Genomic DNA, 26,707 nt, shown 5'->3' with positions numbered 1-26,707 from the left:
CGATGGTCCTGGATCGCCCTCGGTGAAACCCGATGAGCGATCCAGGACAAACGTGTGTGGTCAACGACCAGGCGTTCCCGGTGATCCACGCGGGGTTTTAGCGGACGGGCTGTGGACTCAGCTCGTGCGGGAAGCGGCGACACATGAGGGCGGCCGCCACCGCGGCAGCGAACACCAGGATGCTGCCCAAAATCATTGCCTTGCTGTAACCGCTGCCCAACAACGGGGCAGCCACGACCGGGCCGAGGATTTGGCCGACACTGTAGCCGGCGGTCAGCAGCCCCACCGCGCGCGGAGTCTGCAGATGGTCCCCGATAGCCAGGGTCAACGAACTCACACCCATAAACGTGGCACCGAACAGCCCAGCAGCGACCAGTGCGACCGCGGTCCCTCCGAACAGGGCCGGCAAAGCAATGCTGACGGCCTGAACGGCCAAAGACACCAACAGCAACGTCGGACGCGTCCATTTGCGCCCCAGACGTGTCCACAACACGCAGGACGGTATCGCGGTCGCACCCACCACAATCCACACCAGTGATCCGATCGCTGCGGAACCGCCGACCTGTACCGCTGCGACGAGGAACGTTCCGGCGATGATGTAACCAACGCCCTCCAAGGTGTAACTCGTCCACAGCGCGACGAACCATTTGCCCGTCCGTGGCCGCGATGTCGAGGAAGAGACCGTGGCCTCAGGCTTCGCGGCGGGAAGGTTCCAGGCTGCAGCGGCCAGCAGGCACGTTACCGCCGCACTGATCCACCACGTCATCTGCCACGTCGCCGCAGTCCGTACAACGGCAATCATGACCCCGGACAACAAGATGCCGGCGCCTACCCCGCCGAATCCCCAGCCGGCCAGATGACGGGTGTGGGCTGCAAGGCCTGACAACATCGAGGACACGGCGACGACAAACACGATCGAGCTCGACACTCCCGCTACGAGCCGCAGAGCAAACCAGAAGATGCTGGCATCCGTGGCCGGCATTAGCGCCAAGGAACCAATGAGCACCACCAGAGCTACCCGGACAGCGAGGCGGGAACGAGAGACGCTGGGAATGCCAATGCCTATGAGCGCCCCCAGAAGGTATCCGATGTAGTTGGCTGACGCCAGATCCGCTCCCGTCTGCGCAGATACCCCTGCCTGGGCCTGCATCAAAGGAAGAATCGGTGTGAAGACGAATCGCCCAATGCCCATCGCCGCGGCCAACGCACAACCCGCCTGAAGAACAAGCCACAGATGGGAACGACTGTCAGCCTTTGGCTGACGACGGGCGAGCGAGATCTGATTAAAAAGAGGCACGTATCCACGCTAGGAGTGGCGGGACTGCGTGTGAAATGCCAAAAAAACCGCATTCATGCCTGGGAGGAATAAGTGTGCCGCTCTCTCCGTGTCGGTGAAGGTTTGGTCAGGGCTTCTGGCTTGTACCGCGCGGAGTGTGGATCATCGCCTCAAGATAATCGCTGTCCGAGCGTCTCACGTTCCTTATTCGACAGGTGCATAGGTCAGGGAAGTCCTAGGGGCGGCATTTCGGTGCCGGAAACTACAACGGTGCCGTTGGCGGTCGAATCCGGGTTGAGCATCCAGCCCATCCGCTTTGCACAGCTGAGGATCACCGCGCTTTCCACGAGCTCAATCTCCGGGATGCGTTGTTGAAGAGCCAGTTCGGCGTTCATGACATCGGCCAATGACTTCAGCCACATGAGGATCAGAAAGTTCGTTCTCCCGCTCGTGGACACGCTGAACCGTACGGTCCTCAGCCCGCGGAGTTCCGCGGCGGCGGCCTCGTGCTGGCCTGGGGGCACATTGGCGAACCACTGGCAGCTCACCGGGTAGCCGGAGAGCTCTTGTGCGATGTCGCAGCGGAACGTCAGCAGGCCGCTGGAAACCAAGCGGTTCAGCTGCCGCTGAACCGTTGCCGGGCTCCTGCCCAGGCTCCGGGCGATGTCCGCGGCGCTTGCTCTTCCGTCCCGCACCAGGAACGGAATCAGGTCCAGGTGGGTTGGCGGCAGCGGGGATCCAGACCTGGCTTCTGCCCATCCGACGGCCTCGGAGCCAACAATGGTATTGAGTGCATTTAGCTTCGCCTTATCCAAGGCGTTCAGCCGCCATATATGGCCGGCCGAGTGGAGGCGGGTACCCAGCGAGGTCCGGTACTTCAACACACCTGGAATCTCCTTGATCTGTGGCAGCACCTGGTCCGTGAACTGCTTCAGGGTGGGTGTGATCACTGTCAGCATGAGATCCCTGTTGCTGGCAGCTTCTTCCACTGTGAGCACTTCGGGGATGGCGGCAAGCGCCGCAGTTACGTCACTCCGGACCTGCATGTCGCAGTCCACATCAACAAGCGCCAGGCACCTTTGCTTGGGGTCTCCGATCAGGTGGGCTGTCGTCCAGGCCGCCCCTGAGGACCTGAGCTTGTCCCAGCGCGCGGCCAGCTTGGTAGGGTGCACTCCCAGCACGCTGGCCGCATCTGACCAGCTGATCCGCGGCGCAACCTGCAGCACATTGATCAGGGCAAGGTCTTCCTCACTGAGCACCAGAGCGGTCCTTTCACGCCTAGAATGAATAATTTCTCTAATTTCTAGCATGATTTTGCTTTTTTTCGGCCCTTTTCTGCTCCTGTGAATCGCATCACCACAGAATGGACGGCAGGTCATCAACGGACCGCATGCCAAAGGGAGAGTAGTAAATGTCAATCACCACTGACGCCAGGGCACTGCACGACGATATTGTCCGGCTGCGTCACCAGCTGCACCAGGAACCGGAAATCGGCCTGCAGCTGCCCCGCACCCAGGAAAAGGTCCTCAAGGCCCTCGACGGCCTCCCCTTCGAGATCACGCTGGGCAAGAGCACGACATCGGTCACTGCAGTCCTGCGGGGCAGCGCGCCGCACACATCAGCAACAAAACCGGCGGTCCTCCTGCGCGCTGACATGGACGGACTCCCCGTCCAGGAACGGACCGGGGTCCAGTACTCGTCAAAGATCGACGGCGCCATGCACGCCTGCGGACACGACCTCCATACCGCCATGCTCGCGGGGGCAGCGATCATCCTGGCCGAGCGCCGGGATCAGCTTGCGGGTGACGTGGTCTTGATGTTCCAGCCCGGCGAAGAAGGCTGGGACGGGGCATCCCACATGATACGAGAAGGCGTACTGGACGCGGCCGGGCGCCGCGTAGACGCGGCCTATGGAATGCATGTCTTTTCCGCCCTGGAGCCCCACGGCCAGTTTGCTACCAAGCCAGGTGTGATGCTCAGCGCCTCTGATGCGCTCACCGTTACGGTCCTGGGCGCGGGCGGCCACGGTTCGGCCCCGCATTCGGCCAAGGATCCGATCACGGCGGCCGCAGAGATGGTAACTGCCTTGCAGGTCATGATCACCCGCCAGTTCAACATGTTCGATCCGGTAGTCCTGACCGTGGGTGTCCTCCAAGCAGGCACGAAGCGCAACATCATTCCGGAAACAGCCCGCATCGAAGCCACGATCCGGACCTTCTCCGATGCCGCCAGGGAACGGATGATGTCTGCCGTTCCTACGCTGTTGAAGGGCATCGCCGCCGCCCACGACCTTGGTGTTGACATCGATTACCGGCACGAGTTTCCCCTCACCGTCAACAATGAGGACGAAACACATACTGCAGAACGGGCCATTGCAGAGCTCTTAGGCGAACGGCGCTTCTCCCGCTGGGCCACCCCGCTCAGCGGATCCGAGGACTTCTCCAGGGTACTGGCAGAAGTACCCGGGACGTTCGTCGCCCTCAGCGCAGTCGCCCCCGGCGCGGACCACACCACAACCGCTTTCAACCATTCCCCCTACGCCGCTTTTGATGACGGCGTATTGTCCGACGGAACTGCGCTTTATGCAGAGCTGGCTCTCTCCCGCATCGCAGCCCTGGCCACGGCCAACTGAGCCCTCACCTCCTGGAGCATAAAATGACCACAACGACAGGCGTCCCACTGGACGCACAGGTTCACAAGTCCCGCCTGCGGACCCTCGTTGGCACCGGCATAGGCAACGCTGTTGAGTGGTACGACTGGGCCATCTACGCAACTTTCTCGCCCTTCATTGCAGGCGCACTGTTCAGCAGTGCGGACCCGACGTCGGCGGTCCTGTCCACCCTGGCGATCTTTGCCGTCGGCTTCGTGGCCCGTCCGTTCGGCGGCTTCGTGTTCGGCTGGATCGGTGACCGGGTTGGCCGCAAAACGTCCATGACGTTCGCCGTGGGACTCGCTGCCCTCGGCAGCCTGCTGATCGGCATCGCACCCACCTTCGAAGCCGTGGGGGCATTTGCCTCCGTATTGCTCCTGGTGGCCCGTCTGATCCAGGGCCTTGCCCACGGTGGCGAGCTGCCGTCCTCCCAGACCTACCTTTCCGAGATGGCACCCAAGGAAAAGCGTGGCCTCTGGGCAACACTGATTTACACCTCCGGCACCGTCGGCATCCTGGCCGGAACCATGCTCGGCGCCACCCTGACCAACGTCCTGAGCAAGACGGACATGAACGCTTGGGGTTGGCGGATTCCCTTCCTGATTGGCGGCATCATGGGCATCTACGCCCTGATCATGCGGGCGCGCCTGAAGGAAACGGCTGCTTTCGAGGCCGAATCACCCAAGGAAAAGCACGAGCCGATGTGGCCGCAGATCTACCGGCACCGCAAGCAGGCCCTCCAGGTCATCGGTGTGACCGTCGGGCTCACAGTCGCCTACTACATCTGGGGTGTCGTTACGCCCAGCTATGCTGCATCAGTTTTGAAAATGGACCGAGGAGAGGCGCTGTGGGCGAGCGTGATCGCCAACGTGCTGTTCATCGCCGCACTGCCGTTCTGGGGCAGGTTGTCCGACCGCATCGGGCGAAAGCCGGTCCTGATCATAAGCGCCGCCGGCGCCGCACTGTTCCACTTCCCCATGACCTGGCTGCTCAAGGACTCACCTTGGCAGCTGGCGGTCACCATGTCCGTGATGCTGTTCTTCATCGCGGGAGCGACCGCGATCGTCCCGGCCGTGTACGCCGAACTGTTCCCCACCAAAATCCGCACTGTAGGCGTCGGCGTCCCCTACTCCATCTGCGTCGCAGCCTTCGGCGGCACAGCACCTTACCTGCAGGCCTGGCTCGGTTCCATCGGGCAGGCCAACCTGTTCAACGTCTACGCGGTGCTCCTGCTGGCCATCAGCATCACGTTCATGTTCACCCTTCCGCAAACGAAGGGCAAGGACCTGACCCACTGATCCGGTTCAAAGCGCCCACACCCACAACGAGAAGAACCGCCAGTGGCAGCCGTGAAACTAACCGCCGCCAGCCTTCCTTACTCGACCCTGACATTGACGTGAATCCCTAGGTTGGAATTATGAATAGCATCATCATTATTGGAGCAGGACCCGGCATTGGGGCCGCAGTCGCCCGTCGGTTTGCACGAGAGAACTTTTCTGTGGCTTTAGTCGCACGGAAACAGGAAACCTTGCAGCCGATCATCACCGAGCTCTCAGAAGCAGGATGCGACGTGATAGGAGAGCTCGCCGACGCAGCCAACGAGGAACAACTGGCACACGCCATCACCCGCATTGAGCAGAAGCACGGCGTCCCGGCTGCCTTGGTGTACAACGCCGCAATCGTTCGCAGGGACAAACCAGGAGAACTCGGCCGTGAGGGCCTGCTCGCAAGCTGGGAAACCAATGTCCTTGGCGGTATGCGCGCAGCAGTTCTGCTGGGCGAAAAGATGGCAGCTCCGACAGGAGGCACCATTCTCTTCACAGGAGGCATGCCAAAGCCTTCCCCAGCCTTGACCAGCCTCTCCCTCAGCAAGACAGCCCTTCGTGCACTCGCCGAAATCCTTGGGCACGAACTCGGACCCAAAGGTGTCCACGTCGCCACGGTGACAGTGTCCGGAGGCCCCGTAGCATCAGGCGGACCATACGATCCGGACGAGATCGCAGAGCACTACTGGCGACTGCACCAGCAAAAACCGGCTGATTGGCAGCACGAGGTAGTTCACTAGAAACATCTCCCACTGGCGGTGAAGAAGATCGTCCTGATATTGCCTACAGCACTGGGCATGCTCGGGCCTCATGAAACGTAAACCGCATCCACTGGCTCCTTGTTCACATCTTCGCTGCAGTATTAGCGAAACAAATCCAGCTGTTCTGCCAGTGCACCAATGCTGAGGAAGCGGACACAGCAAAGGAGGGCTTCGTTGGAGGGCCGAAGTTGCCGTCGCAGCATTTCGCAGCAGTGGCCCTTTAGGGCCGAGGTTTGAATGGCACCGGCAGCCCCAGGGGGTTGCGCGGAAAGAAGCGGTAGCGGAAAACCCTTGATGAGTCCGACCCTTGGGAATGAACCGATGGTAGCGCCTCGCGCGGGGATCAACAGTTGTTGAGAATGCTGGCGAGGCCTGGTTCTATCCCGCCACCCAGATGTCCGGACCAAACACCTCGTAGTGGATCCGGGTCGCCGGGATGCCGGCGTTGATGGCCTCGTTGCGGATACTCTTCATAAACGGCAGCGGGCCGCAGAGGTAGAGGGAGGCGTCGGCCGGAAGGTCCACTTCGCGCAGCGACATGTAGCCCTCCTTGGCACCCGCTTCCGGCACTTTCAGCCACAGCTGCAGTTCGGCTCCGTCCAAGCGCTCAACGTCGTCCGTCATCTGGCTGCGCAGCGCCCAGCTGTCCAGGGTGCGCTCGGCGTGGAGCACCAGCACCTGGCGCTCGGAACCGGATTCAGCCATGGACCGCAGGATTGATGCGGTGGGGGTGCAGCCGATGCCGGCGGATGCCAGCACCACCGGGCCGTCGCCTTCCTTCAATGTGATCTCGCCGTACGGGTTGGAGATGTCCAGGACGTCGCCCACCTGAACGTTGTTGTGAAGGACAGGGGAGACTTCGCCTCCGTCATCCAGTTTGGTGGTGAAGCTCCGGCTTGTCCCGGCCTCGCCCGAAAGGGAGTATTTGGCGCACCTTGCGGAGGCCTTCGGGCAGGACCACTTTGACACTGATGTACTGGCCCGGGAGCGCCGGCGTTACCGGGGTGTCGTCTGCGGGCTCAAGAGTGAAGGTCACGGAGCCAGCGCCAGCAGGAGTTTTCGCGGTTACCCTCCAGGGCATCCACATCCTGTCGTTGGCCTGCCCGGCGTAAAGCGCCTTCTCGAGCTTGATCAACGCGTCCGCCATCAGCCAGTACACCTCTGTCCACGCTTCCGCGATTTCGGATGTGATGACCTCTGCCAGGTCTTCGGCGATTGCGGCGAACAGGTGCTCATAGACCACCTGATACTGCGGCTCCGTGATGCCCAGGGAAGCGTGCCGGTGCGCGATGCGCGACAGGACAGTTTCGGGGAGAGTTCCCGGGTTGTTGACGAGGTGAGTGGCGAAGGCGGCGATGCTGCCTGCCAGCGCCTGCTGCTGGCTGCCAGAGCGCTGGTTGGAACGGCTGAACAGGCCGTCCAGGAGCTCGGGGTGCGCGGCGAAAAGCCGCTGGTAGAACTTCGGCGTAATTTCGCCGATACGTGAACCAACAAGCGGCAGTGTGGCCTCGATGACCGGGCGGGATTTGTCCGACAGCATAGGAACTCCTGAGATAGGGACCGGAGCCTTCGTCCGGCCTAGTCGAATACCGACATTTGCAATGCATGTATTCAATACCTAGTTCTACAGGCTGTAGAAGTTGGTCACAAATCTCTGTGTCAGCAGGATGTAATCCATAACTCTCGCGGAATATCTATGCTTGGCGCGCATAGATTCTCCGTCCGCGGGCTAGTTTGGGCATTGTCCATGTGGAGAACTCTTGGTCGCGCTCAGTGGTCGTCAGCTTGCGGCACACCCCAACCTGACGTCAGGCTACAGGCCCAAAGGCGTCAGAATAGGGTCGAAACAAAGATTCCCAGGCACATCACCACAAACATCCTAAGTTTCAACCTGACACCTCCGGCGCCGGTGACGGAAGCGACAATCCGAAGCCCTGGGACCTACAGCCGCTGCTCCCACACCGTCAGCTGGAGCGTGACAGCCCCAAAAGAAGGCTCGACGGCCGCACTCATTCCGCCGCCGTCGAACACTCCGACAAAGCTGCGGCGCGAGGTCCGAAACCTGCGCCGCAGCCACTCGCCGAGGCGGTCCGTGCTCATGATGCGCGGACCGCCTCAGCAGTCTCGTCAATGGAACGAACGGGCGTTTCCAGCCCAAGGTTTTCGCGAAGCGTGCTACCCGCGTACTCCGTGGGGTAGACGCCGCGTTCCTGCAGTTCCGGCACCAGGTGGTTCACGATGTCGTCCAGGCCGCTGGGAACCAGCCACGGCGAAATGTTGAACCCGTCCACTGCCCCCACCCGGGCATACTCGGCCAGCTGGTCCGCCACCGCCGTGTAGGAACCGGTGAAGGTGGCGTCCACCCGAGCGGTGCGCGACGTGACGAACTGGCGGATGGACAGGCCCTTGTCCTTGGCCTCCGCCCGCCACTGGTCCGCCAGCTGCCGGGCCTTGGCGCCGTGGAATCCGCTGCCGCGCGTCTCGGAGGTCTCCTCCACCACAGGATCGATCTCCGGCAGCGGGCCGTCGGGATCGTATTCGGACAGTTCGCGGCCCCAGAACTGCTCCAGGTACGCCACGGCCTGCTGCGGGCCGATCTGCAGGCTCCGCACCCACTCCTTCTTCGCCAAGGCCTCTTCAGCCGTCGGTGCGAGGATGAATTCGCTGGCCGGCATGATCTGCACGGCGTTGGCACCGCGGCCCGCCGCCAGCGAACGCTCCACCAGATCCTTGCGGAACTCTACGGCGTCGTCGAACTTGGGGTGTGCTGAGAAGATGACGTCTGCCTGGCGGGCGGCAAAGTTGCGGCCCTCCGGGGAGTCGCCCGCCTGGAAGAGCACGGGCCGGTACTGGGCACTGCGGGGCAGGCGCGGCGTGACGTCCACCGTGTAGTGCTGTCCTTCATGGAGCACCCGGCGAGCGGGCCCCGCCGCGGTTTCCCAGGAATCCCAGATCCGCTTAGCCGTTTCCACGAACGCTTCTGCGTGCTTGTAGCGGTCGGCGTGGTCCAGGTAACCCCCGCGCCGGAAGTTCGCCCCGGTCCAGGCGTTGTCCGTGGTCACGATGTTCCACGCCGCACGGCCGCCCGAGATCAGGTCAAGGGACGAGAGCCGGTGCGCCAGGTCCGCGGGGTCGTTGTACGTAGTGTTCTGGGTTGCCACCAGCCCGATGTTTTTGGTCACCGACGCGAGGGCGGCAAGCATCGTCTGCGCGTCCGGACGGCCCACCACATCCAGTGCGTGCGGGCGGCCCAGGTGTTCACGCAGGCGCAGTCCTTCGCCCAGGAAGAAGGCTGCGAAGAGCCCGCGCTCGGCGGTCTGGGCTAGGCGGCGGAAGGACTCGAAGTCGGTCTGCGAGCCGGATTCTGCGGCCTTCCATATGGTGCCGGAGTTCACGCCCTGGAAGAAGATACCGAACTGGATCTTGCCCGATGGCGTAAAGGCCTCGAATTGGGCACGGTTGTGCTGGGTCATGGTTTTTCCCTTACTTTTCGGCGCCCGCGGCGGCTGCGTAGCGGCTGGCCGGGCGCGTCAGCCCCAGCAGGTCACGGAAGGTTCCGTCCTGCACAGGCGGCCGGAGCACGCCCCTGCGCCGAAGCTCCGGCAGCACCAGCCGGGAAAGCTCGTCCAGCTCCAAGGAGAGCGACGCCGGGTGGAGGCGCACGCCGTCGGCCTCCTGCAGGAGCGATCCCAGGAAGTCCGTGAGGCCTTCAGCCGTGCCGGCATAGTGTGCGCGGCCGCCGTCGAACCCGGAAGAACGCTCAGCCGCAGCCTGCCCGCGGGAGTCCAGGATTACGTCGAGCTCGGCGATCACTGCCACGGACGCACCAACCCGAGCACGCACGTCGCGCACCTCGGCGGCGAGCAGTTCGGGCGTCGGCGCGGTGACCAGTACAGCGTCAACGGCATCCGCCGGAATCTGTCCCTCGCCCACCAGCGACGCAGCGGCAAGGACCGGCAGCTGTCCCTGCAGCGGCCTCGGGATGATGGACGGACCCTTCACCGAGTATGCGGGGCCAGCGAAATTTGCCGGAGTTTCGAAGTCCGCATAATGCAGCTTGTCCACGTCGATGTAGCGGCCAGTGGTGACGTCGCGGATCACGGCGTCGTCCTCCCACGAGTCCCACAGCCTCCGGGACACCTCGATGGACGCCGCGGCTTCCTGCGCGAGCACCTCACCGCCAACTGAAGAACGTCCGACGGCGGCAGCCGCCTCGGGTGATTCCGCTGCCGTGGCGATCCACCCCGCCCGGCCGCCGGAAACATAGTCCAGGCTCGCCAGCTGGGTGGAGACGTGGAACGGTTCGGTGTAGACGGTGTCCACTTCGGGGACCAGGGCGATGGTGCGCGTCACCGGCCCGGCGAAGGCCGCGCGCTGCAGCGCATTGGTGCGGCCCGGAACCGGCGCGTCGGTTGAAGGTGGCGGCGTGGAACCCGGCGGACTCGGCTGCAAGGATGGCTTCGCCGAGGCTCGCGAAGTCCCCGCCGTCCCAGCCGGCGCCGTCGAGCTCGATGGCAAGGAACCCTGCCGGGCTTGTTGAAGGCACGGGTGTTTCAGAGGTGCTCACTGCTGGTCCTGACGTTCGTAGGGAATCTTTTCGCCGGCCTCAATGGCCACGGGCAGCCGGTTTTCCGCCGGCGGCAGCGGGCAGGTGGCGAGGTCCGTGTAGGCGCAGGGAAGGTTCACGGCCCGGTTGAAGTCCAGCTCCACGGACCCGTCCGCAGCGGGCACCACGGACAACGAGCGGTTGGCCGCGTACGTGGTCCTGCCGGAGGTCTGGTCCGTGAACAGCACGGAGAGCGAGCCCGGGGCGTGCCCGTTGAATGCTGTCAGCGCCAGCTCCCGGCCGGCCAGCTTGAAGCGGATCTCGCCCGGCGCCTCGTACACATGCTGGATGCCTTCGACGGCGGCACCCACCGTGGTAGGCCGCGGCGCCTCGAACGGAACAAAGGTTCCACGGACGGCGTACGCAGCATCCGGCGAGTAGGCCGGCGTGCCCTGGTAATCGCGCAGCAGCCCGTTCTCCGGATTCCGCGGCCGCACAATGTACTCGCCGCCGCGCTTGGCCAGCTCAATCACGGTATCGCCGGAGGCGAGGTTGATCCCGCCGCGCTCCTCGATGGGGCCGAGCGTGAGCGTGGTGCCCCCTTCGGTGTTGAGCTCCTTGCCGTCCCGATGCAGGCTTTCGCCCGGTTCGAGGACTACGCGGACGACGTCGGCCTCCACGCTCCAGGTGCCGGGGGCACCTTCCAGCCGGGTGGCTTCGCTGCCCAGCCAGTGCAGGTGGGTCACCGCCAGGAAGCCGTGCGGGTGGGCGCGGTGGCGTTCGTGGGCTGCGTGCCATTCCTGCCAGTCGGCTTCGAAGGCTTCAAATGCGGTCTCAGTGGACGTAGGCAATTTCGCTCCTGTTGGTTGCGTGGGCGGATTCGGGGCGGCTGCCGTAGGGGTCTTCGGCTTCCCAGAGCGTGGTGGGCGCAGCTGCCCGGACAGCCGGGATGACCTCCAGGGCAAACCGCTCCAGGATGTCCAGCTGCTGTTCAAACGGCAGGGTGGTGGGCAGTGAAATGGACTGCAGGTCGTGGCCGTACAGGGAGTGGTAGCTCAAGATCTTGTCGATGACCTGTTCCGGGCTGCCCACCAGGGCGGGACCTTCAGCCACGGCGTGCTGGATGTCCCGGAAGGGCGAGTTGTTGCCGGGCACGTTTCGGTTGGCCGTCAGCGCTTCGTAGACCGGGCCGAACTGGCGGATGGCCTCCTGGGTGGTGTCGGCGATGAACACACCACCGGCGCCGCTGCCCGAGCCGAGGTACTGCTGCCGGGGATCGTGGCCGTGCCGCGCATACTCTTCCCGGTAATGCTCGATCAGCACGTGGTAGTTCTCCCGCGGCTGGATGGCGTTGGCCGTAAAGAGCGGATCGCCCCACTTTGCCGCCAGCGCGGCCGACGTCAAGGTTGTAGCAGAACCGTGCCAAATCCGGAGCGGACCATCAAAGGGACGGGGCGTGGTGGTGGTCGGTTCCGTCAGCGCAGACCGGAAGCGGCCGGACCAGGTGACACCCTCCTCGCGCCAGAGCCGGCGGAGCAGTTCGTACTTTTCGGCCAGCAGGTCCCACTGGTCCGCCAGGTCCAACCCGAAGAGCGGGTACTGCAGCACCTCGTTGCCCTTACCGATCACCAGTTCCAGCCGGCCGCGGCTCAGCTGGTCGATGGTGGCGTAGTCCTCGGCCACCCGCACGGGGTCAAGGACGGAGAGGACCGTGACGCCGCTTTGCAGCCGGATCCTGTCCGTGACCGCCGCGATGGCCGCCAGCACCGTGGTGGGCGATGAGGAGATGAACTCCCCCGCGTGCCGCTCCCCCACAGAAAAGCTGTCGTAGCCGAGCTCCTCGGCCCGGCGCGCGGTCTCCACCACCTGGTTGAGCCGGTCCGCCGTGGAGACAATCTCCCCCGTCACCGGGTTCTTCAGGTGCGGGATGATGTCCAGGACCTGGAACTTCATGAGGTCTTTCCTGACGCCGACGGCGTGGCCGTGGGGGCAGCCTGGGAAGCCGCGAAGCTTTCCTCAGTGATGGTCTTGGACTCCGGCAGGGCCTCCTCGGACAGGCCCCAGCGCTCGAGCACCTCCCCGTACGAGCCGTCCTTGATGACTGAGTTCAGGGCCTCGGTGATCACGGGTGCCAGGCCGTTGCCCCGCAGGGTAGTGGCAGCCACGAGGGTTTCGGACGGCCAGCCGGCGTTGACCTTGCCCACCACTTTCAGGTCGTCGCGGGTGTTTTCCCGGTACACGGTGGACGGGTAGGGTGCGATGTTCAGGTCGGTGCGGCCGGAGGAGAGTGCCAGGATGGTGTCGGCGTCGGAGGAGTAGTACTGCAGGGTGGCCGGCGCTTTGCCCTTGCCCTCGAGCTCCTTGTTCCATGCCAGCAGGATCTTTTCCTGGTTGGTTCCGGACCCCACGGACACCTTCAGGCCGGAGATGTCGTCCGCGCCCTTGATGTCGTAGGTGGCGGATTTCTTGGCCTCAAAGCCCATGAAGGCAGCCCGGTAGCTGGCGAAGTCGAACAGCTTCACCCTGTCCTTGTTCACGCCCACGTTGGAGAACACAGCCTCGAAGTCGCCCGACTGGGTCTTCAGCGGCCAGTTCTCCCAGGACGTCACCTGGACGTCCAGCTCGAGGCCCAGCTTGTCCGCCACCAGCTGCGCGATATCCAGCTCTGAGCCGATGGGCGTCTTGTCGTCGGTGGCGTGGAAGGTCAGCGGGATGGAACCGGCGGTGGTGGCGATGGTCAGCTTGCCGTCCTTGCCGATCAGCCCGGGAACCTTGGCGGCGAGCGCCGCATCCTTCTCCGCGCGGATGCGCTGCTGGTCGGGCGAGGTGTTGTAGACGACGCCGTTGCGTGCCGCCGTCGTCTCAGCTCCGCCGGAAGCTGCGGCGGTGGCGCCGGGATCAGAGCAGCCTGCGAGCGCAGCAGTGCCAAGAAGTACGACGGCGGGCAGCACCGTGATGGAGCGGGCGCGGCGTGGGCGGCGGGAAGGGCCGGTGGGAAGTGCCATGGGGGAATCCTTTAGATGTTGAAAGCCGGCTCGAGCACTTTGGAGAAGAAGCTCCGGGTGCGCGGTTCCTGCGGGTTGGTGAAAATCTGTTCGGGGGTGCCCTGTTCCACGATCTGCCCCTGGTCCATAAACACCACGGTGTCCGCCACGTCGCGGGCGAAGCCCATCTCGTGGGTGACGATGATCAGCGTGGTGCCGGATTTCGCGAGTTCGCGGATGACGTCCAGCACTTCGTTGACCAGCTCCGGGTCCAGGGCCGAGGTGGGCTCGTCGAACAGCAGGATCTTGGGGTCCAGTGCCAGTGCGCGGGCGATGGCCACGCGCTGCTGCTGGCCGCCGGAGAGCTGGCGCGGGTACGCGTCCGCGCGGTCCTTGAGGCCCACCCGGTCCAGCAGCTCGAGGCCGCGGCGCCGGGCCTCCTCCTTGGAGCGGCCCTGCGCGACGACGGGGGCTTCGACCACGTTCTCGAGTGCGGTGAGGTGCGGGAACAGGTTGAAGCTCTGGAACACCATGCCGATTTCGGTGCGTTGCTTGAGGATGTCCTTTTCGCGCAGCTCGTGGAGCCGCTGGCCGCGGACTTCGTAGCCCACCCGCCTGCCGTCAATGGAGATGTAGCCGCCGTCCACCTTTTCCAGGTGGTTGATGGTGCGCAGCAGGGTGGACTTGCCCGAGCCGGACGGACCCACAATGACGGCCACGCCGCCCGGTTCCACCGTGAGGCTGACGCCCTTGAGGACCTCTGTGGCCCCGAAGGACTTGTGGACCTTGGTGATTTCGACCAGGCCGCGGGTGGCGGGGGCCGGTGTGGCGGCAGTTGCTTGGGCAGTAGGGTTTGCGGTGCTCATCGGGCGTTCCTTGCGTTGTTGACCACGGCGTGGGTGGCGAAGAATTTGCGGGCCTTCTGAAGGGGCGTCAGCGGCAGGTTACGCACCGCGCCCTTTGAGTAGTGCCGTTCGATGTAGTACTGGAAGACGCTGAGGACCGAGGTGATCACCACGTACCAGAGGGTGGCCACCAGCAGCAGCGGCAGGACCTGCTGCGTACGGTTGTAGATGACCTGCACCGTGTAGAACAGCTCGGAGTAGGCCAGGACGTACACGATGGAGGTGCCCTTCACGAGGCCGATGATCTCGTTGAACGCGGTGGGCAGGATGGCCCGCATGGCCTGCGGCAGGACGATCCGGGTGGACCTGCGCCAGGCCGGGATGCCCAGTGCGGCCGCGGCTTCCAGCTGGCCCTGGTCCACGGAGAGGATGCCGCCACGGATGATTTCGGCGGAGTAGGCGGCCTGGTTCAGGGTCAGGCCCAGCACTGCGGCTGCAAACTGGCTGATCAGCGTAGTGGTCTGCACCTCGAAGAACCGCGACGTCGGTGAACGGGATGCCCAGGGAGATCTTTTCGTACAGGTAGCCCAGGTTGTACCAAAGGAGCATCTGGACCAGCAGCGGCGTGGACCGGAAGATCCAGGAGAAGGTCCAGGACACCGAGACCAGCAGCGGCGATGCGGACAGCCGCATCAGCGCCAGGATGAACCCCAGGACGAAGCCGAGGATGCCTGAGATCGCGGTCAGCTTCAGGGTCTCAAGCAATCCGTTGATGACGGACTGCGCCGTGAACCACTGCGCCACCACGCCCCACTCCCAGCGGGGGTTGGTGGCAAGGGACCATGCGACTGCCAGGACGCCGAGGGCCACAAATGCTGTACCCACCCAGCGCCAGGGATGCTTCGCGGCCACCACACGGTAGGCGGAGTAATCGGTGGCCACCCGGGCGCTCCGGTTTTCCGGCGGGAACCCGCCGGTACCCGAAGCATCCGTCCCCGGGGTAACGGTCTCTGCCGTTGCGGCGTCTGTTGTAACGCCGCCGGCAGCGGGCCGGCCAGCAACGGCGTCCGGTGCCGCACCGGCAGCTGACTGTGCTGACGTTGTTGACTGCGCCGCCGTAGTTGCTGCTGAACTCATGCGCCACCTCGCTTCTCTGGTTTGGGCCGGGACTGTTTGACCCGGTTGCTGGCTGCAAATCTAGGACCGGCCGGAATGGGGCAGCAAGGCGGCAAGTTGCATAACTTCACCGGAGTTCGCACAGCGTCATGAGTCGGTTTTTTGCGTCCCTTGACGGGATGTGACGCGGAGTTAACGGCCGTGACCAGGCGCTCGACCGCCGTTGGAATCGCTGCCTAGCATGGGCACTCCAGCCACCCCCAACCGCCGCTACCAGGAGCACCCATGCCAGCGAACATCCCGGCCGTCGTCTTCGTCGGCGGCGGACCCCGCACGGCCGGAGTGCTGGAGCGGCTCGCCGCGAACCGTCCGGATCTCTTCAGCGGCCCGCTGGAGATCCACGTCGTGGAGCCGCACGTTCCGGGCTCGGGCCGCATCTGGCGCTATGACCAGCACCCCGGCCTCCTGCTCAATTCCATGGCAGCGGACATCACCATGTACACCGATGCTTCCGTGGCCTGCGAGGGCCCGGCCAGCCAGGGACCGAACCTGGCCGAATGGGCCGCGGGCGTGGTGGACGGGTCCATCACGGATGTTCCGGACTTTCCCAGCGCCCTGCGCGAACAGCTCCGCTCGCTCACCGGCGCCACGTTCCCTACCCGCCAGCTGCAAAGCCAGTACCTGGAGTGGTTCTTCCGGCGGGCAGCACGGTCCCTGGGGCGCGACGTTATGGTCCACCGGACCACGGCGGTGGGCGTCAGGCAGGTCCGCGAGCCCGAAGCTGAAACCGCCGCCAGTCCCTCCGCCTACCTTGTGGAGCTGGCCAACGGCCGGACCCTGCGGGCCGACGTCGTCGTCACTGCCCTGGGCCACACCGACTCCCGTCCGGGCGCCGCCTCGGACGCCTGGACCGACTTCGCCGGGCGGCACGGCGGCTACCACGCGGCACCCAGCTACACCACCGACGTCGACTACTCACCCATCGCGCCCGGCCAGGACGTCATTGTCGCCGGCATGGGCCTGGCCTTCGTTGACCTGCTGGTCCTCCTGATGGAGGGCCGGGGCGGGCGGTTCGTTGAAACGTCCGACGGCGTGCTTCGCTACCTTCCCTCCGGCCGGGAACCGAAGCTGTGGGCCGGTTCGCGCCGGGGAGTGCCGTACCATTCGAAGATTTCAGCAACGCTGCGGGGCGAGGCACCCGGCCCGCTGCGGTTCCTCACCCCGGCCGCCGTGGAGGCCCTGCTGGCGCAGCACGGAGAACTGGATTTCCACCGGGACCTGTGGCCGCTGATCGCCAAGGAGGCCGGGTACGGCTATTACCGTGAGCTGCTGACCGGCAACCCCGCCCGCGCCGCCATGGACTGGGACGAATTCGCCGCCCGGTACTCCGGCCTGGACTGGTACAGCCCCGCCCGGGAGGAACTCGTCGCCGCTGCCGTTCCGGACGCTGGCCTGCACCTCGACCTGGAGCGGCTGGACCGCCCCTTCGCCGGCCACCGCTTTGCCGGCCATCAGGAGGTGCAGGATGCGGTGGTTGGATACATCGAGCACGATCTTGCCCTCCGGGACAGCCCCGACCACCCCGAAACCCTGGCCCTTTTCCTGGCCCTGCTGCACGTCTACATGGAAGTGGGCCGCGTGGTCCCGCCGGAGCGCCTCAACTCCAGGTCGCAGCAGACGGTCCACGGCTGGTGGCACGGGTTCTTCAGTTTTGTGGACTCGGGACCGCCGCCGCACCGCCTGCGCCAAATGCTTGCACTGCACCGCGCCGGACTGCTCCAGTTCCTCGGCCCGGACCTTGAGGTGACCACGGACGAGTCCACAGGCCTCTTCCACGGCAGCTCGCTCCAGTCCGGTACGTCCGTAGCAGCGAAGGCACTGATCGAAGCCCGCCTGCCGTCACCCACGGTGGCGCGCTCACTCAACCCGCTGCTTGAATCCCTGCACAAAACGGGCCTGGGCACTGAGCAACAGCTGCTGACCGCCGACGGGATCCATTCCACCGGCAAACTCCTGATCTCGTCCGGGCACCAGCTGGTGAACCCCGAAGGGGTGCCGCAGCCTGCACTGTTCGGCGTGGGCCCGGGCACCTCCGGCTGGGGCGCGGGCGCGTTCGCCCGGCCGGGCACCAACGCCGCGCCCTTCCGCGAAAATGACGCCCTGGCCCGCACCATCCTCACCACCGCCAGTGGCCTCGCCGCACAACCATCCGCCACACTGTCCACAGAACCAGCCGCCGTCGGAAAGAACTGAACCGTGACCGCAGAACCTGACCTCAGGCGCGAGCCTTTAGAAACCGCGGGCCAGCGCCTCAATGCTGGGCTCCAGCCCCTGGATGCTGTGCGCGGGCCGCTTGCCAATCGGCCGCGGCCGCTTGACCCGGATGTCCTGACGGTCCTCAACCTCCCGATGCAGGATCCCCGGGTGCGGCCGCTGCTGGACGAACTGGCGGTCGAGTATGACACGCGTTATGGCGACCTGTTCGGCCGGGAGGGAGCGGCAGAGGAACTGAACCGCTACCCGGCCGAAGAGTTCGCGGGACCCGGCGGGGCCTTGCTGGTGATCCAGGAGAACGGCGAATCCATCGCCGGCGGAGCCTTCCGCCGGTACGACGACGCCACCGCCGAGTTGAAGCGGATCTGGACACACTCGGCCCACCGCCGCCGCGGCCTGGCCCGGCTGGTGCTGGCCGAGCTGGAAGCGTTGGCAGTGCGCCGCGGGTACACCCGGCTCTACCTCACCACCGGTCCACGCCAGCCCGAAGCCAAGCACCTTTACCTTACCACCGGTTACGAGCCGCAATTCGACCTGGACGCCGACCCGGAAACGATCAAGTTCCTCGCCTTCACCAAGGACCTTTCCGGACACCTGCAGAACTGAGTGTGGTCCCGCCCACACGTCGCGCGGAGCCGCGGCTAAGCTAGCCGAATGGCCAACAAAACCACAGCAGAGAAGCTTGCCACCATCCAGAAGGGGTACACGCTGGAAGGGGCCGCCATCGAGCTGGGCGCCGCCATCGTGGACGGCGAGCTCCACAAGGAGGCGCAGGTCCGGCTGCCGTTGGCCATGATGAACCGGCACGGCCTGGTGGCCGGTGCCACCGGCACCGGCAAAACCGTCACGCTGCACATGATGGCGGAACAGCTGTCCAATGCCGGTGTGCCCGTCTTCCTCGCGGACATCAAGGGCGACCTGTCCGGGCTCGCCACCGCCGCCGCCGGAAGTGACAAACTCAAGGCCCGCACGGAAAGCATCGGGCAAGCGTGGCAGGGCAGGACCTACCCCGTGGAATTCCTCGCCCTGGGCGGGGACGGCAACGGCATTCCGGTCCGGGCAACGGTGTCCTCCTTCGGGCCCATCCTGCTCTCGCGCATCATGGAGCTGAACGACACCCAGGAATCAAGCCTGCAACTGGTGTTCTACTTCGCGGACAAAAACGGCCTGGAACTGATCGACCTGAAGGACCTGCGGGCCGTTATCCAGTTCCTGACCTCGGACGAGGGCAAGGACCAGCTGGAAGAGCTCGGCGGGCTGTCCAAGGCCACCGCGGGCGTGATCCTGCGCGAACTGGTGAACCTTGAGGCCCAGGGGCTGGAAAAGTTCTTCGGCGAACCGGAGTTCGATACCGCCGAGTTGCTGCGCACCGCCCCGGACGGCCGCGGCGTGGTCACCTGCCTGGAACTGCCCACCCTGCAGACCAAGCCCATGCTGTTCTCCACCTTCCTGATGTGGCTGCTCGCCGACCTCTTCGAGGACCTGCCCGAGGCCGGCGACCTTGATAAACCCAAGCTGGTGTTCTTCCTTGACGAGGCCCACCTCCTGTTCAACGGCGCCTCAAAGGCATTCCTGGCGGCGATCACCACCACCGTCCGGCTCATCCGGTCCAAGGGCGTAGGCATCTTCTTCGTCACCCAGACCCCCAAGGACCTCCCTGCTGATGTACTGGGGCAGCTGGCCAACCGGGTGCAGCATGCCCTGCGTGCCTTCACTCCGGAGGACGCAAAGGCACTTAAGGCGACGGTTTCCACGTTCCCGGTCAGCGACTACGACCTCGAAGAGACGCTCACCTCTGCGGGCATTGGTGAGGCCGTCGTCACCGTGATGAACGAGAAGGGCGCTCCCACTCCGGTGGCGCTCACAAGGCTGCGCGCCCCCGAATCCCTGATGGGGCCCAGCGCCGAGGACCTGGTTCGCAGCACGGTGGCCGGGTCCGCGTTGCTGGGAAAGTACGGGACGGCGGTGGACAACCCCTCGGCCTACGAGAAGCTCAAGGGCAAGGCGGCGGCTTCCACCGGGCCCGCCGCTCCCGGCCAGCCGCCTGTTCCGGAAGCAAGCGGTCCCGACGCCGGTGCCGGCGGCGGTCTGGACGTTGATGCCGAGGCCCGCCGCATTGAAGAGGAGATTCTTGGCCGGCCCAGCAGCAGGCCGGCACCTTCCACCAGGACCAGTGCGCCCCGCACCCGGGATGAAGCGCCGGAGGTTTCCCGGCAGCAGTCCCGTTCCCAGAACGCGGGCGGGGACGGGATGATGGGCGACCTCGGCGGTGTGCTTGGCGGGGCACTCGGAGGCGGGCTAAAGAGCATGGCCAGGTCTATCGGAACGCAGCTGGGACGTGAGCTCCTTCGGGGTGTTTTCGGCACGTCGTCCCGGCGCCGCCGCCGCTGAGAGGTACCGCAGCCGGCTGACTCAACTGCCGTCGTCGGGCGCGGGGCAGGTAACGTATTGAACGTGCAGATGAGTCAAGCGTTGGTGAGGATAGCGGCCGGATGGCTGCTGGGCCTCATGCTTGCCGTGGCCGCTGCCATTGTTGCCGTGAACCTGGTGAACAACACTGTGGCCAGTCCGCAGCAGCCGGTGCGTGAGTATTTGGACGCGCTGCGAAGTGGCGACGGCGGCAAGGCGCTGGGGCTCCTGCGGGCCACGGTACCGCCGAGCAACGCCGCCCTGCTGGACGGCACGGCGCTCCAGACCGCCGCTTCCCGCATTGCCAACGTGAACATCGGCGAGGCCGAGGAACGCCCGGGCGGCCAGGTGACGGTACCCATGGAATACACCATTGACGGCAGCCGCCTCCGCACGGATTTCCAGCTGCAGAAAAGCGGAACCGAGTGGATCTTCTTCAACACGTGGGCGTTTGTCCCGTCCCGGCTGCCCACTGTTGACGTCTCGGTGGTCAACTCACCCACGGCCACCGTCAACGGCGTGGACGTGAACATGCCCAACGGCCGGAACTCGTTCGCGGTCTTTTATCCGGGCGAGTACGAGGCCACGGTGAACGGTGAGTACTTCTCTGCTTCCGCCACCCGCGCCACCGTTACTGCCCGCGACGCCCCGGTGGCCCCGCTCAACCTGCTGACCCAGGCCACGGACGACCTGAAGAAGGACGTGGCCGCGAAGGTCAGGGAATTCCTGGACGGCTGCGCTGCCCAGGCGGTCAAGGAGCAGAAGCTCCAGCCGGATTGCCCCTTCTACTACGCCAGCAACAACCGGGTCCAGGACGGCAGCATCAAGTGGTCCGTCACGGAATACCCCAACGTCTCCATTGAACCGTTCGACGGGCGCTGGGTGGTGGCGCCGCTGGACGGCAAGGCCAAGGTGGAGGCCCTCCAGCAGAACCTGTTCACCGGAGCCTGGTATCCCTTGGACGAAGAGGTGGACTTCAGCTTCACCACCCGGCTGGACGTCTCCGGGGATGCCATCAAGGTCACGCCGCTCCTGAGCTTCTAGGCCTTCCTTCCCGAGGCTGGTTCCAATTCACCCGTTCTCTGGGCATGGGGCGTCACGCGGGGCCCGCTTTTAGCCTTCTACCTGGAACCGCCCCCGGAAATCAGGGGTTTCCTTTCACTGGGTGCTTCAAAACCGTGCTCCCGGTGACGCACAGCTGCTAACGCCGCCGGCCGAGCACCGCCAAAACTTCATCAACCATGGCTTTGGGCCGATGCACCACATCCGAGTAGTAGTACCGGAGTGCCGTGTATCCCTGGACCACGGATTCATTGTTCCGCCGGTGGTCCTTCTTAACCTGCTTCCAGTCGGCGTGGTGCCTGCCATCCAGCTCAACCACCAGCCAGCCGTTCAGCAGTAGGTCAACGTACCCCACCCGCTCCAGGTAAACCTGGGGTTGAACAGTGATTCCCGCCTGACGGAAGTACGTCCGTGCCAGCGTTTCGAGGAGGGAGTCCGCGCCTCGGTCAATCCAATGCAGGACCGCCCGCGCCTTACCGTTGCGCCGGCCCGGAAGCCGCTGGCGAAGGAACTCAACAGTCATATCCCCTCGGGCAACAGCGCACTCCACCATGACCAAGGACTCGGCGAACGGCAGGCACCGAAGGGCGTGTATGAGAACATCGGCAAGGGCTGCAACAGGACGGTTTGCGCAAGGCGGAAGCAGCAGTCCGGCGTGGTGGATAGCCTCGCCCCTGACAGCCGCTTCCCTCCGGTGATACACGTGCCGGGGTCCCACAGACGAGAGGCACCAGAGGCTGTAGTGTGCTGCAGCGCTGGAGCATGTCAGCAGTTCCCGGTTCCGCAGCACCGTGACCAGCCCGGCGGGCGCCGTCGGAAGCGCATAGAGTCCGCGTTCTGGCTGCAAAAGCCCACCGCGGACAGCCCGGCGAAGGGCTGCATCATCCACACCAAGCCGGGCGAGCGCGGGCCGGCGAGCAGCCCCGCCGCAATGCTCCAAAGCCTGTGAGATTTCCATGTGGCCATGGTGGCTGCATCCGCAAGTGTTCGGCAGTGGCGAACTGCTGTATGTGGATATTGAGGACTCCGGCCCAAGCCGCCAGCCGTGTCACTGTAGGCATCCTTTTGGGCCTGCTCAGGGCCTGAGGCCCCGCTAAATCAGGCCTTACAAGCGGCACTACGCCAAAAGGCTGCCGCCCGTGACGCTTTAGTCACGGGCAGCAGCCTTTTCAGTTCAACTGCGACAGCAGATCAACCACGACGCCGGCAGGTTAGTCCATGCCGCGCAGGTCCAGCACCAGTTCGGTATCGCCGTCTGCCTGCAGCAGCACAGGGATACCCCAGTCCTGCTGGTAGAGGTGGCAGGCCGCGTGGTCCGGGATCTCGCCGTCCTCGGTTTCCGGGCCGTCGCATGCTGCAGCGCGGGCGGTGATGTGGAGGACGCCCTCCGGCACATCGGAGGACAGCTCAAGGGTGCGCAGGAGGCCCACCGAGGTTCCGCCGCCGGACACCAGCAGCTCGGGCGGCGTGGAGGAGATCTTCAGCTGGGTGGGATCGCCCCAGCGGTCATCCAGTTTCTGGCCGGTGGGGGCGGTAAAACGGACCGTCAGCTCCAGCGGCCCCGGGGCTACTGGACTCTTGGGCCGGTGGGTCTGTGACGCGCCTTCATCCACCTGCTGGGCTTCCTTGGGGATGGGCACGTACACGAGCTGGTGCTGGTTGGCTTCCACCACCACCAGCAGCGGCTCGGAGCCCGCCGACTGCGTATGGTCCACGATCACGTCGGAGGGCTCGAGCAGCCCCCGCGCCAGGGTGGACACGGTGCCGTTGGAGGGGTCGTAGCGGCGGACGGCACCGTTGTAGGTGTCCGCGATCGCCACCGAGCCATCAGGCAGGACGGTCACGCCCAGGGGGTGCTGCAGCCGGGCTTCGGCCGCGGGGCCGTCCCGGAAGCCGAAGTCGAACAGGCCCCTGCCCACGGCGGACTCCACGGTGACGGTCCCGCCGTCGCCAATCACCAGCTTGCGCAGTGCTGAGGTTTCGGAGTCAGCCACCCAGATGTTGCCGTCGGCGTCCTCTGCCAGCCCGGAGGGCTGCGCGAACCAGGCCTCATGCGCGGGCCCGTCCAGCAGGCCCTCCAGTCCGTTGCCGGCAACGATGGACACGGCACCGGTCAGCGGGTCAAAGCTGAAGATCTGGTGCGTACCGGCCATCGCGACCACCACGGCATTGAGCTTCCTGGACCATACGAGATCCCACGGCGAGCTCAGCGAGACCTCGAGCGGGTGTTCACTCAACCGGCCGGTGAATCCGGCAGCGTCCTCATCCACCCGCGCCGGTCCGGTTTCAAGCAGGCGCTGCACGCCGTTACCAGCCACCGTGGAGGCCTTGCCGTCCGTGAGCGAAAGACCGCGGAGCCGGTGGTTGACCGAGTCTGCAATCACGACGTCGTAGCCCGCCTTGGCAGCCACGTCTTCCGGCAGGAGGACCAGGCCCTGGGGCTCGTTGAACCGGGCGGCGGCGTCCTCACCGGCGGCGGGTCCGTCCACGTGGCCTTTGGTGCCGGAGCCGTAGGTTCCCAGGACGGTCTGGAAGTCCGTACCCAGTTCCACCAGGCGGTGGTGGCCGGTATCGGTGACCAGCCAGGAACCATGTGCCGCTGCACCGTTGGTGGCTGAACCGGACGCCGAACCGGGCCCCGGGGCACCTGCCGCACTGCCGCCGTCGGACGTTCCCTGTGGTGCTGAACCGCGACCGGCGGGAAGGAACAAGGCCTTGCCGGGGAAGCGCAGCGTGCCGGAGGTGGGCTCGGGCGCGACATAGGGGCCGGAGCCGCGGTGGAGCGTACCCTTGGCTTCGTGCTCCGCGATGAGCTCGGGAATCAGTACTGCGAGTCCATCCGCGTGGCCTTCGCCGGAGAGGTGCGCCACGATGTAGCCCTCGGGGTCGATGACCACCAGGGTGGGCCAGGCGCGGGCCGTGTAGGCCTTCCAGGTCTCCAGTTCCGGGTCATCCAGGACGGGATGGTGGATCTCGTAGCGCTCCACGGCTGCTGCCAGCGCCACCGGGTCTGCCTCATGCTCGAACTTGGGCGAGTGAACGCCCACGGTGACCAGGACGTCGGAGTACTGTTCCTCGAGCGGCCGCAGCTCGTCCAGGACGTGCAGGCAGTTGATGCAGCAGAAAGTCCAGAAGTCCAGCAGCACAATCTTGCCGCGGAGGGCTTCGAGGTCCAGTGATTTGCCGCCGGTGTTCAACCAGTTACGGCCCACCAGTTCGGAGGCTCGGACCCGGAGGTGGGTGCGTACGGTTTCGCTCATCAGCGTCCTTCCAGCTTGTTTCGTTCTGCCAGCCTGGCGTCGCGTTCAGCCAATTTGGCAAACATATCGTTATAAGCGGTGAGATCGGCGTCGTTATTCCTGTCCGCCGCCCGGTCCACGCGTTTGGTTTCCCGCTGATCGGACCGGGACCACATGATGGCCACGCCGATGGCCACCAGGAGTGTGGGCACCTCGCCGATGCCCCAGGCAACGGCCCCGCCGGTCTGCTGGTCCAGCAGGGCGGACTGTCCCCAGGCACGGCCCAGATTGCCGAAGTAGTCGGCGGCCAGGAGGTTGGTGCCGCCCATGATGGCCACCCCGAAGAAGGCGTGGAAGCCCATGGTGGCCAGGAGCAGCAGCAACCGCATCGGATACGGCGCACGGCGCGGCAGCGGGTCCGTGCCGATCATGCTCAGGATGAAGATGTAGCCTGTCAGCAGGAAGTGCAGGATCATCAGTTCGTGCCCCACGTGCTCCCGCATGGCGAACCCGAACAGGTCCGAGTAATAGAACAGCACGATCGAGCCGGCGAAATTGGCGGCGGCAAAAAGCGGATGCGTGACCACCTGGGAGAACCTGGAGTGCACAAATACCAGCAGCCACTCGCGGGGGCCGCGCGAACCGTCTCCGCGGGGAGGCAGTGCACGCAGGGCAAGCGTCACCGGTGCGCCGAGGACCAGGAAGATGGGCGCCACCATGGTCAGCGCCATGTGGTCCACCATGTGCGCGGAGAACAGTACGCGGCCATAGACCGACGGCGGCCCGGACGTGATGTAGGTGAGCACCAGCAGGCCAATCACCCAGTTCACTGACCGGAACCACTGCCATTTGTCCCCGCGGCGGTAGACCCTGGCGATACCGAGGAAGTAGGATACCAGCCCGAACAGTGCCACAGCGATCCACAGCCAGTCCAGACGCCACTCGGTCAGCCAGCGCCCCGGAGTCAGCTCCGGGGGAAGCTCGTAGCCGCTGAGGATGAAGGCTGGTGAAGCATCGGGGGCGAACGTGGTGGGCTGGGGCGGCGCCGACCGGCCCAGTGTCACGGCCACACCTGACGTTGCGCCCATCACCAGGAATTCAGCCAGGACCAGCTGCCACAGGACCCGCCGCGAGGACATGGTGGAACCCTTCGCACCCAGTTGCGGGATGACCCACTGCCGGTGCATCAGGCCGATTCCGCCCAACACCACGGTGGCGGCCGCCTTGGCCAGGATCAGCTGGCCATAGGAGGAACCAACAAGGTCGCCCCAGTTGGTGATCCGGATGCTCGCGTTGATGATGCCCGACGCGAAAACCAGCACGAAGGCGAAGCCCGCCAGTGCCGAGAACCTGCGGAGTGTTGCCTCGGTGATGTCAGTTGAAGCGCCTGCTTTGGTGCCGGTGAGGATCCCGGACAGGAGCGCCAGGATGATGATGCCTCCCACCCAGGTGCTGACGCCGACCAGGTGCAGGCCGAGGGAGTTGATGGCGCCCTCGTGGTCGGAGGAGCTTGATGAGTGTCCGATCAGGGCCGTCGGCACCAGGCCGATGAGGGCCAGGATCAATGTCAACGCCAGCCCGCCCAGGGACCTGACCCCGAACAGTGCGGTTGTCACCACGGCGGCAATTATGGTGACAGCGAGCCAGGCCCGGCCCGTCTCGATGTCCGTCATGAAGTAGACCAGAGCCTGCGTGAACTGCGCGTCGCCGGAGATTGCCTGGCCTGCCACGTCTGCGTATGTGAGCACCAGGACGGAGATGGCGGACAGGGTCCACGCGGCACCCGCCGCAGCTGCAATGGCCACTACGCGGGTGAAGGCCGGATGTTCTGCGTCCTCGGCGCCGGCCCCCTCCTGGCGCCTGCTGTGGCGGGCCAGGCTCTTCGGGAGGATGCCTACGGCGAAAATGAGGCCGCCGATGACGGTGGCCGCTGAGATGTTGTGGATGGCCTTGGCGACGGGGAGGCCCCAGCGGACCAGTGCGCCGGGGTCCGAGACCTCACGCGCGGCAGCTGCGCCGGAGAAGAGGAGTGCCGCCACAAGGGCCAGGAAAAGTGCGCCCAGGCCTGCCAGCTGCCATGCGCTTGAGACACCCACGGCGCCGTTGCCCTGCCCCTGCGTTCCCTTGCCGGGAGCTGGCGGGGTTGTTGTGGATTGGGGTTTTGCGGCGGAAGGCACCTATCCATTGTCCGTCACCGCTGCCCGGGCCGCGAATCGGCTT

18 protein-coding genes and 3 pseudogenes are annotated in these 26,707 nt (G+C 65.2%); 7 read left to right on the top strand and 14 right to left on the bottom strand.

All coding sequences use genetic code 11. The features are described 5' to 3' along the window. Positions 1–97: 97 nt before the first annotated feature. Complete coding sequence (locus QF047_RS00150) at positions 98–1,297, bottom strand: YbfB/YjiJ family MFS transporter (protein ID WP_307272582.1); 1,200 nt, start codon at positions 1,295–1,297, stop codon at positions 98–100. 203 nt (positions 1,298–1,500) lie between these two features. Continuing rightward, a complete protein-coding gene (locus QF047_RS00145; protein WP_307281667.1) occupies positions 1,501–2,538 on the bottom strand; it encodes an Lrp/AsnC family transcriptional regulator in 1,038 nt (345 codons plus the stop codon). A 149-nt stretch (positions 2,539–2,687) separates the two neighbouring features. Here QF047_RS00145 and QF047_RS00140 point away from each other — a divergent pair, with 149 nt between their 5' ends. The 3 genes from QF047_RS00140 to QF047_RS00130 all read left to right on the top strand — a co-directional run bounded on the left by QF047_RS00140 (position 2,688) and on the right by QF047_RS00130 (position 5,991). Further along, positions 2,688–3,908, top strand: a complete 1,221-nt coding sequence (locus tag QF047_RS00140; RefSeq protein ID WP_307272579.1) for a M20 family metallopeptidase — start codon at positions 2,688–2,690, stop codon at positions 3,906–3,908. Between the two features lie 23 nt (positions 3,909–3,931). Then, positions 3,932–5,224, top strand: coding sequence for an MFS transporter (locus tag QF047_RS00135; RefSeq protein WP_307272576.1), 1,293 nt, complete (start codon positions 3,932–3,934; stop codon positions 5,222–5,224). A 119-nt stretch (positions 5,225–5,343) separates the two neighbouring features. Beyond that, positions 5,344–5,991, top strand: a complete 648-nt coding sequence (locus QF047_RS00130; RefSeq protein ID WP_307272575.1) for an SDR family NAD(P)-dependent oxidoreductase — start codon at positions 5,344–5,346, stop codon at positions 5,989–5,991. A gap of 399 nt (positions 5,992–6,390) precedes the next feature. Here the strand turns inward: QF047_RS00130 and QF047_RS00125 are convergent. The 9 genes and pseudogenes from QF047_RS00125 to QF047_RS00085 all read right to left on the bottom strand — a co-directional run bounded on the left by QF047_RS00125 (position 6,391) and on the right by QF047_RS00085 (position 15,524). Next, a pseudogene (locus QF047_RS00125) lies at positions 6,391–7,552 on the bottom strand (globin domain-containing protein). 401 nt (positions 7,553–7,953) lie between these two features. Further along, on the bottom strand, positions 7,954–8,112 hold the full coding sequence (locus QF047_RS00120) for a hypothetical protein (protein ID WP_307272572.1): 159 nt from the start codon (positions 8,110–8,112) through the stop codon (positions 7,954–7,956). Beyond that, positions 8,109–9,485, bottom strand: a complete 1,377-nt coding sequence (locus QF047_RS00115) for an NtaA/DmoA family FMN-dependent monooxygenase (protein WP_307272570.1) — start codon at positions 9,483–9,485, stop codon at positions 8,109–8,111. The genes QF047_RS00120 and QF047_RS00115 overlap by 4 nt, the downstream gene beginning before the upstream one ends. A gap of 10 nt (positions 9,486–9,495) precedes the next feature. Then, a pseudogene (locus QF047_RS00110) lies at positions 9,496–10,579 on the bottom strand (LLM class flavin-dependent oxidoreductase). Further along, positions 10,576–11,409, bottom strand: a complete 834-nt coding sequence (locus tag QF047_RS00105) for a DUF1684 domain-containing protein (protein WP_307272567.1) — start codon at positions 11,407–11,409, stop codon at positions 10,576–10,578. The pseudogene QF047_RS00110 and the gene QF047_RS00105 overlap by 4 nt, the downstream one beginning before the upstream one ends. Then, complete coding sequence (locus tag QF047_RS00100; RefSeq protein ID WP_307272564.1) at positions 11,393–12,511, bottom strand: LLM class flavin-dependent oxidoreductase; 1,119 nt, start codon at positions 12,509–12,511, stop codon at positions 11,393–11,395. Before QF047_RS00100 ends, QF047_RS00105 begins: the two co-directional genes overlap by 17 nt. Continuing rightward, positions 12,508–13,563: a transporter substrate-binding domain-containing protein gene (locus tag QF047_RS00095; protein ID WP_307272561.1), complete on the bottom strand. Its 1,056-nt coding sequence runs from the start codon at positions 13,561–13,563 to the stop codon at positions 12,508–12,510. The genes QF047_RS00100 and QF047_RS00095 overlap by 4 nt, the downstream gene beginning before the upstream one ends. Positions 13,564–13,574: 11 nt before the next feature. Continuing rightward, positions 13,575–14,408 (bottom strand): amino acid ABC transporter ATP-binding protein, encoded by an 834-nt coding sequence (locus QF047_RS00090; RefSeq protein WP_307272559.1) that lies wholly within the window; start codon positions 14,406–14,408, stop codon positions 13,575–13,577. Continuing rightward, positions 14,405–15,524 (bottom strand): annotated as a pseudogene (locus QF047_RS00085) (amino acid ABC transporter permease). The gene QF047_RS00090 and the pseudogene QF047_RS00085 overlap by 4 nt, the downstream one beginning before the upstream one ends. A gap of 264 nt (positions 15,525–15,788) precedes the next feature. On the opposite strand from QF047_RS00085, the gene QF047_RS00080 reads away from it, so the two are divergent. The 4 genes from QF047_RS00080 (at position 15,789) to QF047_RS00065 (ending at position 21,230) form a co-directional block, all read left to right on the top strand. Then, entirely contained in the window at positions 15,789–17,756 is a 1,968-nt protein-coding gene (locus QF047_RS00080; protein ID WP_307272557.1) for an FAD/NAD(P)-binding domain-containing protein, read from the top strand. Between the two features lie 156 nt (positions 17,757–17,912). Further along, a complete protein-coding gene (locus QF047_RS00075; RefSeq protein ID WP_307281665.1) occupies positions 17,913–18,383 on the top strand; it encodes a GNAT family N-acetyltransferase in 471 nt (156 codons plus the stop codon). 48 nt (positions 18,384–18,431) lie between these two features. Further along, complete coding sequence (locus QF047_RS00070; RefSeq protein WP_307272555.1) at positions 18,432–20,168, top strand: helicase HerA-like domain-containing protein; 1,737 nt, start codon at positions 18,432–18,434, stop codon at positions 20,166–20,168. A gap of 69 nt (positions 20,169–20,237) precedes the next feature. Then, complete coding sequence (locus tag QF047_RS00065) at positions 20,238–21,230, top strand: hypothetical protein (RefSeq protein ID WP_307281662.1); 993 nt, start codon at positions 20,238–20,240, stop codon at positions 21,228–21,230. 157 nt (positions 21,231–21,387) lie between these two features. Here QF047_RS00065 and QF047_RS00060 read toward each other — a convergent pair whose 3' ends face one another. The 3 genes from QF047_RS00060 to QF047_RS00050 all read right to left on the bottom strand — a co-directional run bounded on the left by QF047_RS00060 (position 21,388) and on the right by QF047_RS00050 (position 26,664). Next, entirely contained in the window at positions 21,388–22,206 is an 819-nt protein-coding gene (locus QF047_RS00060) for an endonuclease domain-containing protein (RefSeq protein WP_307272553.1), read from the bottom strand. 253 nt (positions 22,207–22,459) lie between these two features. Further along, positions 22,460–24,508: an NHL domain-containing thioredoxin family protein gene (locus QF047_RS00055; RefSeq protein ID WP_307272551.1), complete on the bottom strand. Its 2,049-nt coding sequence runs from the start codon at positions 24,506–24,508 to the stop codon at positions 22,460–22,462. Then, complete coding sequence (locus QF047_RS00050) at positions 24,508–26,664, bottom strand: cytochrome c oxidase assembly protein (protein WP_307272549.1); 2,157 nt, start codon at positions 26,662–26,664, stop codon at positions 24,508–24,510. Before QF047_RS00050 ends, QF047_RS00055 begins: the two co-directional genes overlap by 1 nt. Positions 26,665–26,707 lie beyond the last annotated feature (43 nt).

The organism is Arthrobacter sp. W4I7 (assembly GCF_030816215.1).
Lineage (GTDB): Bacteria > Actinomycetota > Actinomycetes > Actinomycetales > Micrococcaceae > Arthrobacter > Arthrobacter siccitolerans_A.
Note: the sequence above shows the minus strand (reverse complement) of the source record. Positions and strands in the feature narration are given on the sequence as shown.